Source organism: Comamonas endophytica (assembly GCF_023634805.2).
Lineage (GTDB): Bacteria > Pseudomonadota > Gammaproteobacteria > Burkholderiales > Burkholderiaceae_C > Comamonas > Comamonas endophytica.
Genome location: NZ_CP106882.1, coordinates 543501 through 557055, shown reverse-complemented (window position 1 = coordinate 557055; position 13555 = coordinate 543501). Strand labels below are relative to the sequence as shown.

The following is a 13555-nucleotide window of genomic DNA, read 5'->3' as shown; positions in this document are numbered from 1 at the left end:
TATGGATTGCAACGCCATGAACGCACGCACCGAAAACCAGATCCTCATTCCCGAAGACCAGCTGCGCAAGCTGGGCCAGGACGCCTTCCAGGGCCTTGGCCTGCCTGCAGAGCACGCCGCCGATGTCGTCGAGATTCTCCTGCTGGCCGATCTCTTCGGCCTGTCCACCCACGGGCTCAGCCGCATCGAGTCGTATGGCGAGCGGATCGACGTCGACGGCATCGCCAAGGCGGCTCAGGTCACCCAGGAGCGCGTGGCGCCCGGCATCTTCCGCGTCGATGGCGCCAACGGGGTCGGGCCCCTGGTGGGCATGCAGGGGCTGCGTGCGGCGATGGAGGCGGCGCGCGAATGCGGCATCGGCGCGGCCTTCGTGCGCGGCAGCAACCATTTCGGGCCGATCTCGCCCTACAGCTACATTGCCGCCGAGCAGGGCTTTGCCAGCATCATCGGCAGCAATGCCACCACCACCATCGCCCCCTGGGGCGGCAGCGATGCGCGCCTGGGCAACAGCCCGCTGGGCTTCGGCGTGCCCGGCCCGGACGGCGCGCACTTCCTGCTCGACATGGCCATGAGCGTCGTGGCGCGCGCCAAGATCCGCAATGCGCTCAAGGCGGGAACGTCCATCCCCGACAGCTGGGCCACGGATCCCCACGGCCGCAAGACCACCGATCCCAAGGCCGCGCTCGACGGCTTCCTGCAGCCCATCGGCGGTCACAAGGGCTATGGGCTGGCGCTGATGGTCGACCTGTTTGCCGGCTTGCTGTCCAATGCGGCCTATCTCACGCATGTGAAGTCGTGGGTCGATGCGCCGGACGAGCCGCAGAACCTGGGCCATTTCTTCATCCTCATCGACGTGCAGCGGCTGGGTTCGGGCGCTTGGCTTGCCGAGCGCATGAAGGACTTTGCGCAGATACTGCACGCAAGTCCGGCGGTGGAAGCCGACAAGCCGGTCATCGTCCCGGGTGAAATCGAGCTGCGCAACATGGCGCGCCAGCGCGCGCAGGGCATTGCGCTCGGCGCCGAGGTGCTGGCCATGCTGCAGGAGCGGGCGAAGCATTCGGGCCAATGAGGTAGCCATGAGCAATATCGACCAAAGCATCATCGAAGCGTTCTGTCCGACCGGCCGGCTGCGGGCCTCCATCAACCTGGGCAATCCCATCCTTGCGCGGCGTGCGGACGACGGCCGGCCGGCCGGGGTTTCCATCGACCTGGCCAATGCATTTGCGCGCCAGTTGGGCGTCGATATCGAGCTGGTGGTCTTCGACTCGGCTGGAAAGTCGGTCGAGGCGGTGACGGCGGAGCAGGCGGATATCGGCTTCTTTGCCGTGGACCCGGTGCGCGGCGCGGGCATCGCCTTCACGGCGCCCTATGTGCTGATCGAAGGCGCGTACCTGGTGCGGGAGGAGTCGCCGATCCAGGACAATGCCGAGGTCGATACGGCTGGCGTGCGCGTGGTGGTCGGCAAGGGCAGTGCCTATGATCTCTATCTGACGCGAGCGCTGCAATCCGCCGAGATACTGCGCGCGCCCACCTCGCCGGCGGTGGTCGAAACCTTTCTGGCGCAGGGCGCCGAGGTCGCGGCCGGGGTGAAGCAGCAGCTGGAATTCGATGCCGCCCGGCTGGGCGGCCTGAGGCTGCTGCCCGGGCGCTTCATGGTCATCCAGCAGGCCATGGGCCTGCCCAAGGGCCGTGGCGCCGCTGCGGCCCAGGTGCTGACCTCCTTTGTGGAGGAAATGAAGCGCAGCGGATTCGTCCAGAAGGCACTGGAGGAACACGGTATCGAAGGTGCCTCGGTTGCGCCGCTGCAGTGACGCACGGGCCGGGACAGGCGTCCAATGGCAAAAAAAGGGTGCCGCCGGGCACCCTTTTTTGTCGTTGCTGCTGGCTCGCAGCTTCATCCGCTGCCGCGCAGGCGGCTGCCCCTCACTGGTCCAGAGCAATGCGGTAGATGCTGTAGCTGCCGTTGCCGCCGTTGACGCCGGTGTCGTCTTCCCGGTCCAGGCTGACGTGGGCCAGGCCTGCAGCCCGGGCCAAGGCCAGCTCGTTCTTGCCGGACTTGAACAGCACCTTGCCCGCCGTCGCCACCCGGGCGAAGCGCCAGCTGCTGGTCGAACCATTGGCCGCGCGCGTGATGTTCTTCTGCGCCTTGACGTAGTTCAGCACCACCTCGCGGTTGGCGTCGGGCGAGGCCCAGACGATGTCGAAGGCCTTGCCCGTGCCCAGGATGAACGGGGCGCTGCTGTTGGCGCGGTAGTTGTTGGTGGCAACGATGAACTGCTGCGCGTTGTCCATGGGCAGCCCCTTGTAGCGCAGGTTTTTGATGCGCTCGCCGCCCTTGGACGGATCGTTGACGTTGTACTTCGCCTGGGTCACGTCGATCTCGTAGCTGATGTCCCGGCTGGTGAACACGTCGAAGTTGTAGCCGGGGAAGGACGAGCCGGGCTGCACGCCGGTCTTGCTGTCGTTGATCAGCCACTGGTCCTCGGCCTTGTTCGGGTCGATCTGGTTGAAGCGGTTGGCCGCGTTCTCCAGCCACAGCTTGATCTGCGCGCCCGTGACCTTCACCGCATGGATGGTGTTGTTGTCGTACAGGTACAGGTCGGCCGCCGCCGAGACGGTCATGGTGCCGGCCGCCACGTCGGTGAAGTCGCCGCTGCCGGAAAAGCCGGTCTTGAAGGGCGCCGTGACGGAAAGCACCGGCAGGCCGGCGTACTGGGGCAGGCTGGCCTGCACATAGCGGGCCACGTATTCCTGCTGCGCCTGGTTGACGATCTGCAGCGCGCCCACGTTGCCCACGTCGGCGAACATCGAGCTCAGGCGGAAGTCGCTGGTGCCGATGGGCGAGGCGACATAGCTGCGGGTCTTGTCGTGCAGTTCCTGCACGGCCGCCACCACGGCCGGGTCGGAGTCCACATACACGCTCTTGCCGGCCGCGTCCTTGGACTCGGTCATGCGCACCTGTACCTCGGTCCTGGCGGTGTCCACCGACCACTTCCTGGCTGCGGCGTCCCATTGGAGCGCGTAATTGATGACGCCCAGGCCCTTGCCCCAGGAGCTGGCCATGACGGCCGGCACGCCGTTGACGGTGCCCCGGACATTGTCTGCACCCTCGAATTTGTAGGCTGGGCTGGCGCCGCGGTCGGGGAAGATGTTGTGCTCGTGGCCCATCACGATGCCGTCGATGCCCGGCACTTCCTTGGTGATGTAGTAGCCGGGGTTATCCATATTGGCGAAGTAGCCGCTGGCGTCCATGCCGCCGTGCAGCAGCACGAAGACCAGGTCGGCGCCCTTGGCACGCACTTCGGGTACGTACCTGGCGGCGGTGTCGCGGCCGTCCTGCGTGCTGATTTTTCCTTCGAGCTTGTCCTTGTCCCAGTTCAGGATGCCGGGCGTGGTGATGCCGATCACGCCGATCCTGATCGGCAGCGTCACGGCCTTGCCGTCGGCCTGGGTGGCGGCGAGCTTGCGCTCCAGGATGACATAGGGGTCGACCAGCGGCTTGCCGCTCTTGAGGCTGGTGACGTTGGCCGTGACGATGGGGAAACCCGGTCCTTTGTCCTTGGAGCCGATCTTCGGGTCCACGCCCTCGACATCGAGTCCGCCGCCCAGGATCTGGCTGAGATAGGGCAGGCCGAAATTGAACTCGTGGTTGCCCAGGACGCCGGCGTCGTACTTCAGCGTCGCCATGGCCTTGTACATCGACAGCTGCTGCGTGGCCGGCAGCGGTGCGACCTGCGCCTCGTAGGTGCCCAGCACCGTGCCCTGGACGGTGTCGCCGTTGTCCACCAGCAGGTTGTTGGGGAAGTCGGCGCGCGCCTTGTGGATCAGCCTGGCGGTGCGCTCCAGGCCGACGGTCTTGTCTTCCTTGTCGGAGTAATAGTTGTAGCTGCGCGCGTAGTAGTGCAGGTCGGTGGTCTCCAGCAGCGCCAGCTGGGCCGTGGCATTTTGCGCGGCGGGTTCCGGGGCAGGCGCAGGGGCGTTGCCATCGCTGCCGCCGCAGGCTATCAGTGCGAGGGTGACAGGCAGCGCCAACAGGGGCGGCAAGCAGCGGTGCTGGCCGCGCGAAGCGGGTACGTCATGGGACATGGGAAGGCCTTTAGGATGGTTATGCAATGAAGGGCAAGACTATCGCAACGATGGCGCCCGCAGCGCGCTGTCCTTGCCAGGACTGCGCTGCCTGGCCATTCTTATGGCCGAGATTGACGGGCGTGTGACGGGTTGCCTCGATGTCATGCAGGACGCCGGCACTAGCCGCTGTCCGGCGCGGAAATTGCATGGGTGCTTACCGGGACATTTTTTGACCTGCGCAACCATCGCCAGTGCCTGGCCCGGTGATCCTTGCGGTTCAACGGGCCAGCGCCTGCCCCTCCACCCGCGTTGACATTTCCAGGAAGGCCACCGATATGACTGCCAGCAGCGAAAACGGGACTCTTTTCTCCCACGTCAAAGAGGGCGACACGCCCTGGCGCTCCGACGGCTTGAGGGATTTCTTCCTCTACCGCGACCTCGGAGTGGCCGATGCCACCCATGGCCGGGTGATCGCGCATCTGGTCAAGGCCAACAAGCCGCCGGAGGAGGGCACCGGCTGGCACCGGCATGTCGCCGATTTCCAGATCGTGCTCATGACCAAGGGCTGGGCGAAATTCATGTACGAGGACCAGGAGACGCTGGTGAAGGCCGGCGACTGCGTGCACCAGCGCCCCGGCATCCGCCACTACCTGTTCGACTACTCGCCGGATATGGAGTATCTGGAGATCGTCAGCCCGGCGATGTTCGGCACGGTGGATACCGATGCTCCCTGCGAAGTGCCCACGCCGGCAGCCTGGCCGCCGCAAGCCATTGCTGCGGCGCAAGCGCAGCAGGACGCGCAGGAAAATCCCCAGGCCGCGTAGCGGCCCGGCACCAGCGCTGCGGTATCGGCCGCCAGCGGCTCCCGCGCCGAATCCGCCTTCGGCCCGGGCGCGTGCCATCTGGTTCCATGGCTTCACCTCGCTGCAGTCAGCGGTTGCCGCTGTCTGAAGCAATAGCGGCTGGTTTTGACGCAGTTCCTAAGGTGCGGAGAATCTACCGGGCCGCGAAGCGCGGCAGTTCCTTCAGCTCCTCGGCCCGCAACCCCTCGCGGCTCATGACATGCGGCACCAGGAAGCCGCGCCAGCGCTGCTCGAAGGCCTCCACCTGCTGCAGATAGCGCGCATGGCTGGGCACATCGGTGCCGGCCAGCCGCTCGCCGAAAAGCACCAGGGCCAGGCCCGGCGAGAGCCATGACCCGCCGGACACGATGGCTGCCTGCCGAATGCGGCTCTCGCTGAACTCCCCCAGCAGCGGCTCCAGCGCCAGGTCCTGATCGAGAACGCGCGTGACGAAGCTGGCAGGCCAGACGGCGGGCAGCTGCGGCTTGATCTCTGGATGCTCGTCGTACCAGGCCTCGGCCAGCGCCTGCTCGTTGTCTTCGCTGCCGTGCTGCGCTTCGCGGATGGCAATGATGGATTGCAGGCGCGAGGGCATGGGCGCCGCGCGCTCGGCGGCCAGCACCAGGGCCGCCGGGACCGCGAAGGTCAGCGCCAGCCAGAGCCCGAGCGCCAGCAGCATGCTGCTGGCGCCGCTGACGGGCAGAACGCCGAGCAGCCCGCCCAGCGCCACCCACACGGCGCAGAACGCCGCCAGCGCGGCGATCCACTGTAGCCAGACCTGAGGGCTCGAACCCGGGTCCAGGGCGAGCGCGGGCAGGGTCGAGACCGCAAGCACAAGCCACAGGCAGATCAGGCGCCAGCCCAGGGCGGCGATCACGACAGGTGCGATGCCGTGAATGGACTGTACGCGCAGCAGACCCAGGCGTCCCTGTTCGCGTTCCTCCTGCACCAGCCCTGCGCACAGCAGCAGCGCGACCAGCGGTGCGAGAAGCGCCACCATGGCCGGCAGCCCGGGCAGGCCGGTGTCCTCGAGCAGCGGATTGCGCAGCGGCCCCGGGTCGCGTGCGTCCACATGCCGGCTGTCGAGCGAAGCCTTCAGGCGCGCGGGCAGGGCATCCAGGCGCTGTATGCCCAGGCCCAGCCCGGCCTCGACCGGCATGCGCGTGCTGCCCAGTTCGCCGCGGCCCAGCTGGTAGGTTGCGGTGGCGTTGGCCGGCCCCGGCACCGGGTTCTTCTGGAACTGCGCCATGGCCTGCTGCAGTTTCTGCTCGCGCATGGCGTTGTCTTGCGCTGCAGACGCGCGCCAGGCGCGCGCATCCAGGCCCGCCAGGGTGGCGGAGATAAACAGCACCACAAACAACACGCCCAGCGCCGCCCAGGCAACCGGCTGGCGGCGCAGCCGCAGGCCCTCGGCCTGCCAGTGGATCAGTCGGGGAAGCATCATGGGTTCAGCCTCCTGGCGCTCCACCCCATGGCGCCCAGCGCCAGCACCAGCCAGCCGGCCAGCAGGCCCCAGTCGGCCTGGCTGCTGCGCAGGGAAAATCCAGTGCCTGGTGGCGTGTAGCGCCACTCGGGCATGGCCTGCCATTGGGCGTTGCCGGCATAGCGGCTTTCAAAGGAAGTCATGCCTTGCGTGGCGTTCATGTCCCATTCATCCATCAGGGTCGTGTAGTGCTGGCGGTATTGCTCGGCTGCTTCCTCGAAATGCCGGCGGTGCGCCAGGTCGGTGCCGGCCAGCGCGCTGCCGATCGCGCGCATGGAGGCATAGGGCGTCACGGCCGTGGCCCAGCGCAGCGCCTGCTGCTGGGCCAGCTGCGCTCGCCACAGCTGCTCGAAATGCAGCGCATAGACCCGGGTGGCATAGGCATCGCGGTACAGGCGGCGCCTGGCATTGACGCCAAAGGGCAGGTCCTGCAGCCGCGCCGCGCCGGCCTGCGCCAGCAGCCGCCTGTCGAAGGCCTGCATGCGCTCGGCGGCGGTTCCGTCCCCCGGCAGCCCCTGGTCGATGTCCCGCTGGATGCGCGACCAGAACTGCTCGCCCGTGGGCAGCGGGGCGGCGCTCTCGACGGCCGATGCCGCCAGGCGCGGAACGATGAAGACCCAGCCGACCCACAGCGCCAGCAGCACCAGCAGCGCCGCGCGCGAACTGCGGCACTGCGATGACACCAGCACGGTGACGGCGGCCCAGACGGCGTAATACATGAGCAGCGCCAGCACCAGCAGCAGGGCTTCGGGCAGCGCCTGCCGGGCGGACAAGACCCAGCCGCTGGCCAGCAGCGCGGGCGCCAGCACCAGCGCCAGGCCCGCGCACAGCCCCAGCCACTTGCCCAGCACCAGCGCGCTGCCGCGCATGCCGCAGGCCTGCAGCATGCGCAGCGTGCCCTGCTCGCGCTCGTGCGTGACGCTGCCATGGCCCAGCACCGCGATCAGCAGCGGCACCAGCGCCAGCAGCACGAAGGCGGGGTGGAAGTCGCCCAGCCCGATCGACGGGGCGGCATCGGCGGCGGGCGCGAACAGCGCCATGTTGCGCCGGTGCGGCTCGAGCCACAGTGCCTGGCCGGTCTGCGCATCGATGCCGGGCTCGACGCTGGCCAGCGCCGATTGCGGCTTGAACGCATACATGCCGAAATGCGCCGCGCGGTGCGGGTTGCGCTCGCCCTGATGGTCCCATTGCTGGCGCGCCGCGCTTTCCACCCCGATGCGCTGCTGCTCGGCCGTGCGGTGCTGGTGCGCGGCGGATGCCAGCACCGCCACCAGCAGCAGCGCCAGCACCAGGCCCAGGCCCCAGAGCCGGCCGTCGCGCAGCAGCGCGCGCAGTTCCTTGGAAGCAATCGCCGCGATCATGATGGATGCGCCTCCAGCGTGCCGCGCGCGTGCTGCAGGTAGACGCGCTGCAGTTCCTCATGCGCGACATCGCGCGCATCGAACTCGGCCACCAGCTTGCCCTCCTTCAGGATGCCGATGCGGTCGGCGACCTCCAGCGCGTTGAACAGGTCATGCGTCACCATCAGGACCGCCATGCCGTCACGCCTGGCTTCGAGCACACTCTGGGCGAACTCGTTGGCCGCCGCCGGATCGAGCCCGGAGGTGGGCTCGTCCAGCAGCATGGCGCAGGCGCGCCGCGCCCGGGCAATGGCCAGCCCGACCTTCTGGCGCATGCCCTTGGAGTAGCCCGCCACCCGCAGGCCCTGCGACTTCTGCGCCAGGTCCGAGCCGCTCAGCAGCGCACCGGCTTCCCCGGTGCCGAGCGCGATGCCCGAGAGCTGGCAGAAGTAGCGCAGGTTCTCGATGCCCGTCAGATAGGGATAGAGCGCGACGTTTTCCGGCAGATAGGCCAGGCGCGAGCGCGCGGCCTGCGGGTCGCGCGAGGCATCGATGCCGTCGACCAGCGCCTGGCCCGACGCGGCCGCAACGAAGCCCAGCAGCGCGTTCAGCGTCGTGGTCTTGCCGGCGCCGTTGCCACCCAGCAGCGCATAGACGCTGCCGGCCGGGACAGCCAGGTCCAGCGCGTCCAGCGTCAGCCGGTGGCCGCGGCGGACGCTCAGGGCGCGCGTTTGCAGAACGGGAGCGCCGCTCATCAGAAGAAATACCGCAGCGTGGCACCGAAGCTGGTGCGGGGCACGGGCGAGACCATCAGGCCCGTGGCGCTGCCATAGGCGATCTCGGTGCCGTGGCGCTGCGGCTGGAAGGTGGCGTACAGCGACAGCTGCGTCTGCCCCCAGTCATAGGTGCCGCGCAGGTCGTAGCGCGTGTACAGCGGCATGCTGCGCTCCTGGGTGGTCGGCGTGCCCACGTAGTAGGGGATGTCCGAGATCAGATAGGCATCGGCGTTGAGCGTCAGCTGCCCCGCGCCCAGGCGCAGCCGGTGCTGGGCCCCGGCCTTGAACTGCGTCCCGGGAATGGACAGCTTGGCGCCGGCGTTGGCCGCGGGATTGTTGGCCTTGGCCTCGAGGATCCGGCCCACGCTGGCATAGACGCTGGTCGATGGCGTGGCGCGCCAGCGCGTCTCGAGCTCGAAGCCCTTGCGCGTGGTGTCGCCCACGGATTTGAAGGAGCCATCCGCCTGGCCGACGATCTCGTCCGAGTTCAGGATGTAGTAGGCCGCGCCCGACACCGTCCAGCCCTGGGCCGGCGCGGAGGTGAAGCCCAGGTCATAGGAGCGCACCTTGCTCGGCGCCACCCGGCTGATGACGCCGCCGGAGGCGCCCAGCGGGCCGGTCGCGCCGCTGCTGCTGATCTGCTCGGCGGAAGGCGAGCGCATGCCTTCGGCGACATTGGCGAACAGCTCCAGCTGCGGCATGAGGCTCCACGAAGCCCCGAGCTTGGGCGTGAAGACGCCCTTGCGGTAGGAGGTGCTGGCCGCGGGAAGCTTCAGGTTCCCGATGTCGTAGTCGAAGCGGTCATAGCGCGCGCCGGCGCTGAGCTTGACGGCCTCGGTGGCCTTCCACTGGCCCTGGGCAAACACGCCATAGGTCAGCAGGTCCAGATCCTGCGCATTCACATAGTTGGCCGAAGGCAGGCGGTTCGCGTAGATCCGTCGGTAGGCCTCGCCGCGGTCCTGGCGCAGCTCCGCGCCCAGCGACAGCGCCGCATTGCCGAAGCTGGCGTGGTTCAGCACCCGCGCGCCGAGGATATTGCGGTCGTCCACGCCCACCGTGTGCTGCGTGGCGTTGGCCGTGATGCCGCGGCTGCGGTTGAAAGTCTCCGCATAGGCCGTGGCGTGCCAGCCCTGCTCGCCCTCGGCCGGCGCGCGGTTGAACACCAGGCTGGTGCGGCGCGCGTTGCCGAAGCCGGGGTTGCCCGCCTGGCTCGAGCGCGGGTCCAGCCCGGCCTCGATCTGCGGCAGCAGCAGGTAACCGCCACCCGCATAGTCGGAGACGTAGCGGGTCAGCCGCAGGCTGTACAGGCTGCCGGCGCGCGCGGTGGACAGCTTCCAGGAGAAGCTGTCGCGGTCGGTGCGGGCGTCGCGGCGGTAGCCATCGTTGCGGTAGACATCGGCAACGAACAGCGAATCGACTTCCGCGAAGCTGTTGGACAGCACCAGCGAGGTGCGGCGCAGGCCATAGCGCTCGGCGCCCACGCTGATGCTCGATGGCGTGGCGCTGCCGCCGTTCCGGGTACGGATCTCGACGGCGCCGGCGCGGTTCTGGTCGCCATACAGCGCCGAGATCGGCCCCTTGATCACGTCGATGCGGTCGATCAGATCGGCGTTGAGCCATTCCAGGAACACCGGGCCGTGGCCGGCGCCGCCCTGGCTGGAGGGAATGTTCTGCGGCACGCCATCGACATGGACCGCGGTGTCGGCGCCATGCGTGCCCTGGGTCGCGAAGCCGCGCATGCGAAAGCCGTTGCCCGTGTCGCCCTGGTCGATGCTGTTGGCCAGCACGCCCGGCACCCGGCGAAACACATTGGAGATATCGCGGCCCACGTTGGTGCTGGCGATGTCGTCCTGGTTGAGCTGCTGCACGGTGGCCGGCAGCGCCTTGGGCTGCAGCGCGAGCGCAGCGCGTTCGCCCGGCGCGCGGGTGGCCGGGCCGGTGATCTCGCGCACCTCGACCGTGGACATGGTGGCGGTGGGTGCGTCGGAGGCACTGCCTTGGGCGTGCGCCGCGCCGGCCAGCGTCACCGCCAGCGTGGTGACGCCCAGCGCAATGGCGCTGAGCGGCGCCACGGGGCGGCTGAGGGTGGATGGGCTGAAGGAGGAGGGCAGGAAGGCCATATTTGTATTGGTCTGCAGGGTGCGTGGCGCGCCGGCGCGCATGCAGGCGCACCAGACGCGAACCAACGCGATGATGGAGATGGCACGGGGCCGCGAAAATCGAGAGTGGCCCGCTGGATGGCGGGAAGTCGTGCGCGCTGCCCGCGGCAAGGGGCGCAGGCAGGCGTTCCCCGGCCACGTGGCATCACGCAGGCGGGGCAGACGATCAATGGGCTATGCGCAGCTGTTCAAGACAGCGCAGGCGCAACCTTCAGGCCAGGGGCGGGCCACGCGGATCCGCCGCCAGCGCGCAGTGGCGCGCCGGCAGGCCGGCCGGAAGCACCGTGGGCGGCGCGCTGGCTTCTGCATGGAAGCTCAGCGCGGCGGGAATGGAGACGAGCGGCACCTGCTCGGCATGGAACAGGCACCAGAGGCAGAGATCGACCTCTGTTTCCTCGTGGTCCGGTTGCGCGGACGAGGACGCAGCCCCGGCAAAGGCCAGGGCCGCCACGCCGATCGGCTCGCTGGCATGCTGCGCCTGGTGCAATGGCCCGCCCAGCAGCAGGCACGCCATGGAAATGGCGAGCACCCAGCGCAGGGCGGATTGGCGAAGGCGAAGCATCTGTGAGGCTGGCGAAAGTGAACCGGAGATTGTGCCTCACCCAAGAGCAGGCAGGCGGATTTAGGCCGCGGATGGAGCCGGGCGTCGGTTTTCGCCCGTCTCAGGAAGGCTCGGCCGCCCTGCGCAGTGCCTGCTCCAGGTCCCGGGCCAGCTGCTCCACCGGCTCCACGCCAATGGCCAGGCGCACGATGCCCTGCTTGAACTCGCAGTGGCCTCGTTTGGCCTGCTCGGCCGCCGGATAGTACGCCGCCAGGCTATGCACGCCGCCCCAGCTGGCGCCGATCTGGAACACCTCGAGCGCATCGAAGAAGCGATGGACCTGCTCGCTGGACTGCAGCTTCGGGATGAACGACAGCACGCAGCCGCCGCCCTGGAACGACGCTGCCCAGCGCGCGTGGCCGCGGTCGCCGGGAAGCGGCGGGAATAGCACGCCGTCCACCGACGCATGCTGCGCCAGCCGCTGGGCGACCACCAGGGCCGAGGCGCACTGGTGCGCGTAGCGCAGCGCGAAGGTGTCCAGGCCGCGCAGCGCCAGGAAGCAGTCGTCCGGGCTCACCGCCTGGCCCAGCACGCTTTGCGCGGTGCGCAGCTTCTCGTACAGCGCGCGGCTGTCCGTGGCAATGGCGCCCAGCAGCAGGTCGGAGTGCCCGCCAAACCATTTGGAGGCGGCCTCCACCACGATGTCCACACCGGCCGGCACGCCCTGGAAGCCCAGCGGCGAGGCCCAGCTGTTGTCGAGCACCGTGAGCACGCCCGCCGCCTTCGCAAGCTGCACGATGGCCGGAATGTCCTGCATCTCCATCGTCAGCGAGCCCGGTGACTCCATGAAGATCAGCCGGGTCTCGGGCCGCAGGCACTGCGCCAGCTCGGCGCCCGCCGCCGGGTCATAGGTCTCGCAGACCACGCCGAAGCGCTGCAGGTAGTCCTTGGCAAAGGTCCGCAGCGGACCGTAGGCGGAGTCGGAAATCAGCACATGGTCGCCCGCCGTCAGCAGCGCCAGGCCGATCTGGCACAGCGCGGCCTGGCCCGAAGGCGCCGTCACGCAAAAACGCGCGCCCTCGAGGCGCGCGATGCGCTCTTCCAGTGCCCGGGTCGTCGGCGTGCCGGTCACGCCGTAGGTATAGCCATCGAACACGCGTTCCTTGCGTGTCGTGAAGTCGGCAATGCTGTCGAACAGCACCGTCGACGCACGCTGCACGGCGGGCGACAGGCTACGGAAATCATCAATTCTTTGGTCCACGGTGGGCGCTTTCTCTGGCATCTTGGTTCTGGTCTTGCAGGCCGCCCGGCGCGCACGGGCCGGGCAGGGCGTCATTCTGGCTTGATACCCAGGTCCGACACCACCCGCGCCCACTTGGCGGCCTCGGCGCGCACGAAGGCCATGGTCTCGTCGGGCGACTTGCTTCTGAGATTGATGGCCAGGCTGGAGATGCGGCTTTGCACGCGCTGGTCTGCCAGCGACTTGGCGGTGGCGCGATGGAGGGTGTCGATGACGGGTGCGGGTGTCTTGGCCGGCACGACCAGTGCCCACCACTGCCCGAAGTCCATGCGCGTCAAGCGCAGCTCGCTGGCGCTGGGCGTGTTGGGCAGCTGCGCGATGCGCCGGCTGCCGGTGACCATCAGCGGAACGATCTTTCCCGCGCCCAGCAGGCTGCTGGCGCTGGCCAGCGTGCAGAAGTGGCCGGTGACGATGCCGGCGGCGACGTCGGTGAGCGCCGGTGCCGAGCCCTTGTACGGGATCAGGTCCAATGGCGCCTTGCTTTCCTGGGCCAGCAGGCCGGCCGCGAGATGGCTGATGCTGCCATTGCCGCTGGTGGCAATGGTCAGCGGAGCCGGGGCCTTGCGCGCATCGGCCAGGAAGTTCTGGAACTGCCCTTGCTGGTATTTCTGCGCGCTCACGAACAGCACCAGCGGGGAGTCGCCCAGCAGCGTCACGCCGGCGGTGTCGTTCATGATGTCATAGGACACCCGCTGGAACACCGAGGGCGCGATGGCATGCGCCAGCTCGATCACGCTGGCGGTGTAGCCATCGGCCGGCGACTTGGCCATGGCATCGACCCCCAGCCGGCCCGAAGCGCCGGGGCGGTTGTCGACCACCACCGGCTTGCCCAGCACATCGCTCAGGTTCTGGCCCACGGCCCGCGCAAGAACGTCGGTGCTGCCGCCTGCGGTCCAGGGAACGATCAGCTTGATCGGGCGATTGGGGTAGGCAGGATCGGCCCACGCCTTGCCAAGGGGCGCCAGCGCGCCCAGGGCGGCGCCGCCCATTGCGATCAAGGCACTTCGACGATTGAAGGAGTCGTTCATTTTTGGATGCACCCATGC

General features: G+C 68.5%; 11 protein-coding genes. 3 read left to right on the top strand and 8 right to left on the bottom strand.

Features of this window, described 5'->3' with window-relative positions:
• Positions 1 to 16: 16 nt before the first annotated feature.
• The gene (locus M9799_RS19430) at positions 17 to 1069 is read left to right on the top strand and encodes an Ldh family oxidoreductase (RefSeq protein WP_231044764.1); all 1053 of its coding nucleotides are present in this window, start codon (positions 17 to 19) and stop codon (positions 1067 to 1069) included.
• Positions 1070 to 1076: 7 nt separating this feature from the next.
• Positions 1077 to 1811: an ABC transporter substrate-binding protein gene (locus M9799_RS19425; RefSeq protein ID WP_231044763.1), complete on the top strand. Its 735-nt coding sequence runs from the start codon at positions 1077 to 1079 to the stop codon at positions 1809 to 1811.
• A 112-nt stretch (positions 1812 to 1923) separates the two neighbouring features.
• Here M9799_RS19425 and M9799_RS19420 read toward each other — a convergent pair whose 3' ends face one another.
• A complete protein-coding gene (locus M9799_RS19420) occupies positions 1924 to 4086 on the bottom strand; it encodes a bifunctional 2',3'-cyclic-nucleotide 2'-phosphodiesterase/3'-nucleotidase (RefSeq protein ID WP_231044762.1) in 2163 nt (720 codons plus the stop codon).
• A 317-nt stretch (positions 4087 to 4403) separates the two neighbouring features.
• Here M9799_RS19420 and M9799_RS19415 point away from each other — a divergent pair, with 317 nt between their 5' ends.
• A complete protein-coding gene (locus M9799_RS19415) occupies positions 4404 to 4892 on the top strand; it encodes a cupin domain-containing protein (protein WP_231044761.1) in 489 nt (162 codons plus the stop codon).
• A 172-nt stretch (positions 4893 to 5064) separates the two neighbouring features.
• On the opposite strand, the gene M9799_RS19410 is transcribed toward M9799_RS19415, so the two are convergent.
• From M9799_RS19410 to M9799_RS19380, 7 genes are all read right to left on the bottom strand, one after another.
• A complete protein-coding gene (locus M9799_RS19410) occupies positions 5065 to 6354 on the bottom strand; it encodes a DUF3526 domain-containing protein (RefSeq protein WP_231044760.1) in 1290 nt (429 codons plus the stop codon).
• Positions 6351 to 7754, bottom strand: coding sequence for a DUF3526 domain-containing protein (locus M9799_RS19405; protein WP_231044759.1), 1404 nt, complete (start codon positions 7752 to 7754; stop codon positions 6351 to 6353). Before M9799_RS19405 ends, M9799_RS19410 begins: the two co-directional genes overlap by 4 nt.
• On the bottom strand, positions 7751 to 8488 hold the full coding sequence (locus tag M9799_RS19400) for an ABC transporter ATP-binding protein (RefSeq protein WP_231044758.1): 738 nt from the start codon (positions 8486 to 8488) through the stop codon (positions 7751 to 7753). The genes M9799_RS19405 and M9799_RS19400 overlap by 4 nt, the downstream gene beginning before the upstream one ends.
• The gene (locus M9799_RS19395; protein ID WP_231044757.1) at positions 8488 to 10629 is read right to left on the bottom strand and encodes a TonB-dependent receptor; all 2142 of its coding nucleotides are present in this window, start codon (positions 10627 to 10629) and stop codon (positions 8488 to 8490) included. The genes M9799_RS19400 and M9799_RS19395 overlap by 1 nt, the downstream gene beginning before the upstream one ends.
• 250 nt (positions 10630 to 10879) lie before the next feature.
• A complete protein-coding gene (locus M9799_RS19390) occupies positions 10880 to 11230 on the bottom strand; it encodes a hypothetical protein (RefSeq protein ID WP_231044756.1) in 351 nt (116 codons plus the stop codon).
• 100 nt (positions 11231 to 11330) lie between these two features.
• The gene (locus M9799_RS19385; RefSeq protein ID WP_231044755.1) at positions 11331 to 12470 is read right to left on the bottom strand and encodes a trans-sulfuration enzyme family protein; all 1140 of its coding nucleotides are present in this window, start codon (positions 12468 to 12470) and stop codon (positions 11331 to 11333) included.
• A 71-nt stretch (positions 12471 to 12541) separates the two neighbouring features.
• A complete protein-coding gene (locus M9799_RS19380) occupies positions 12542 to 13537 on the bottom strand; it encodes a Bug family tripartite tricarboxylate transporter substrate binding protein (protein WP_231044754.1) in 996 nt (331 codons plus the stop codon).
• Positions 13538 to 13555 lie beyond the last annotated feature (18 nt).

What these genes read in the sequence shown, in the direction of transcription:
- M9799_RS19430 (WP_231044764.1), top strand. Translation starts at nt 17, where the DNA reads ATGAACGCACGCACCGAAAACCAGATCCTCATTCCCGAAGACCAGCTG.
- M9799_RS19425 (WP_231044763.1), top strand. Translation starts at nt 1,077, where the DNA reads ATGAGCAATATCGACCAAAGCATCATCGAAGCGTTCTGTCCGACCGGC.
- M9799_RS19420 (WP_231044762.1), bottom strand. Translation starts at nt 4,086, where the DNA reads ATGTCCCATGACGTACCCGCTTCGCGCGGCCAGCACCGCTGCTTGCCG.
- M9799_RS19415 (WP_231044761.1), top strand. Translation starts at nt 4,404, where the DNA reads ATGACTGCCAGCAGCGAAAACGGGACTCTTTTCTCCCACGTCAAAGAG.
- M9799_RS19410 (WP_231044760.1), bottom strand. Translation starts at nt 6,354, where the DNA reads ATGATGCTTCCCCGACTGATCCACTGGCAGGCCGAGGGCCTGCGGCTG.
- M9799_RS19405 (WP_231044759.1), bottom strand. Translation starts at nt 7,754, where the DNA reads ATGATCGCGGCGATTGCTTCCAAGGAACTGCGCGCGCTGCTGCGCGAC.
- M9799_RS19400 (WP_231044758.1), bottom strand. Translation starts at nt 8,488, where the DNA reads ATGAGCGGCGCTCCCGTTCTGCAAACGCGCGCCCTGAGCGTCCGCCGC.
- M9799_RS19395 (WP_231044757.1), bottom strand. Translation starts at nt 10,629, where the DNA reads ATGGCCTTCCTGCCCTCCTCCTTCAGCCCATCCACCCTCAGCCGCCCC.
- M9799_RS19390 (WP_231044756.1), bottom strand. Translation starts at nt 11,230, where the DNA reads ATGCTTCGCCTTCGCCAATCCGCCCTGCGCTGGGTGCTCGCCATTTCC.
- M9799_RS19380 (WP_231044754.1), bottom strand. Translation starts at nt 13,537, where the DNA reads ATGAACGACTCCTTCAATCGTCGAAGTGCCTTGATCGCAATGGGCGGC.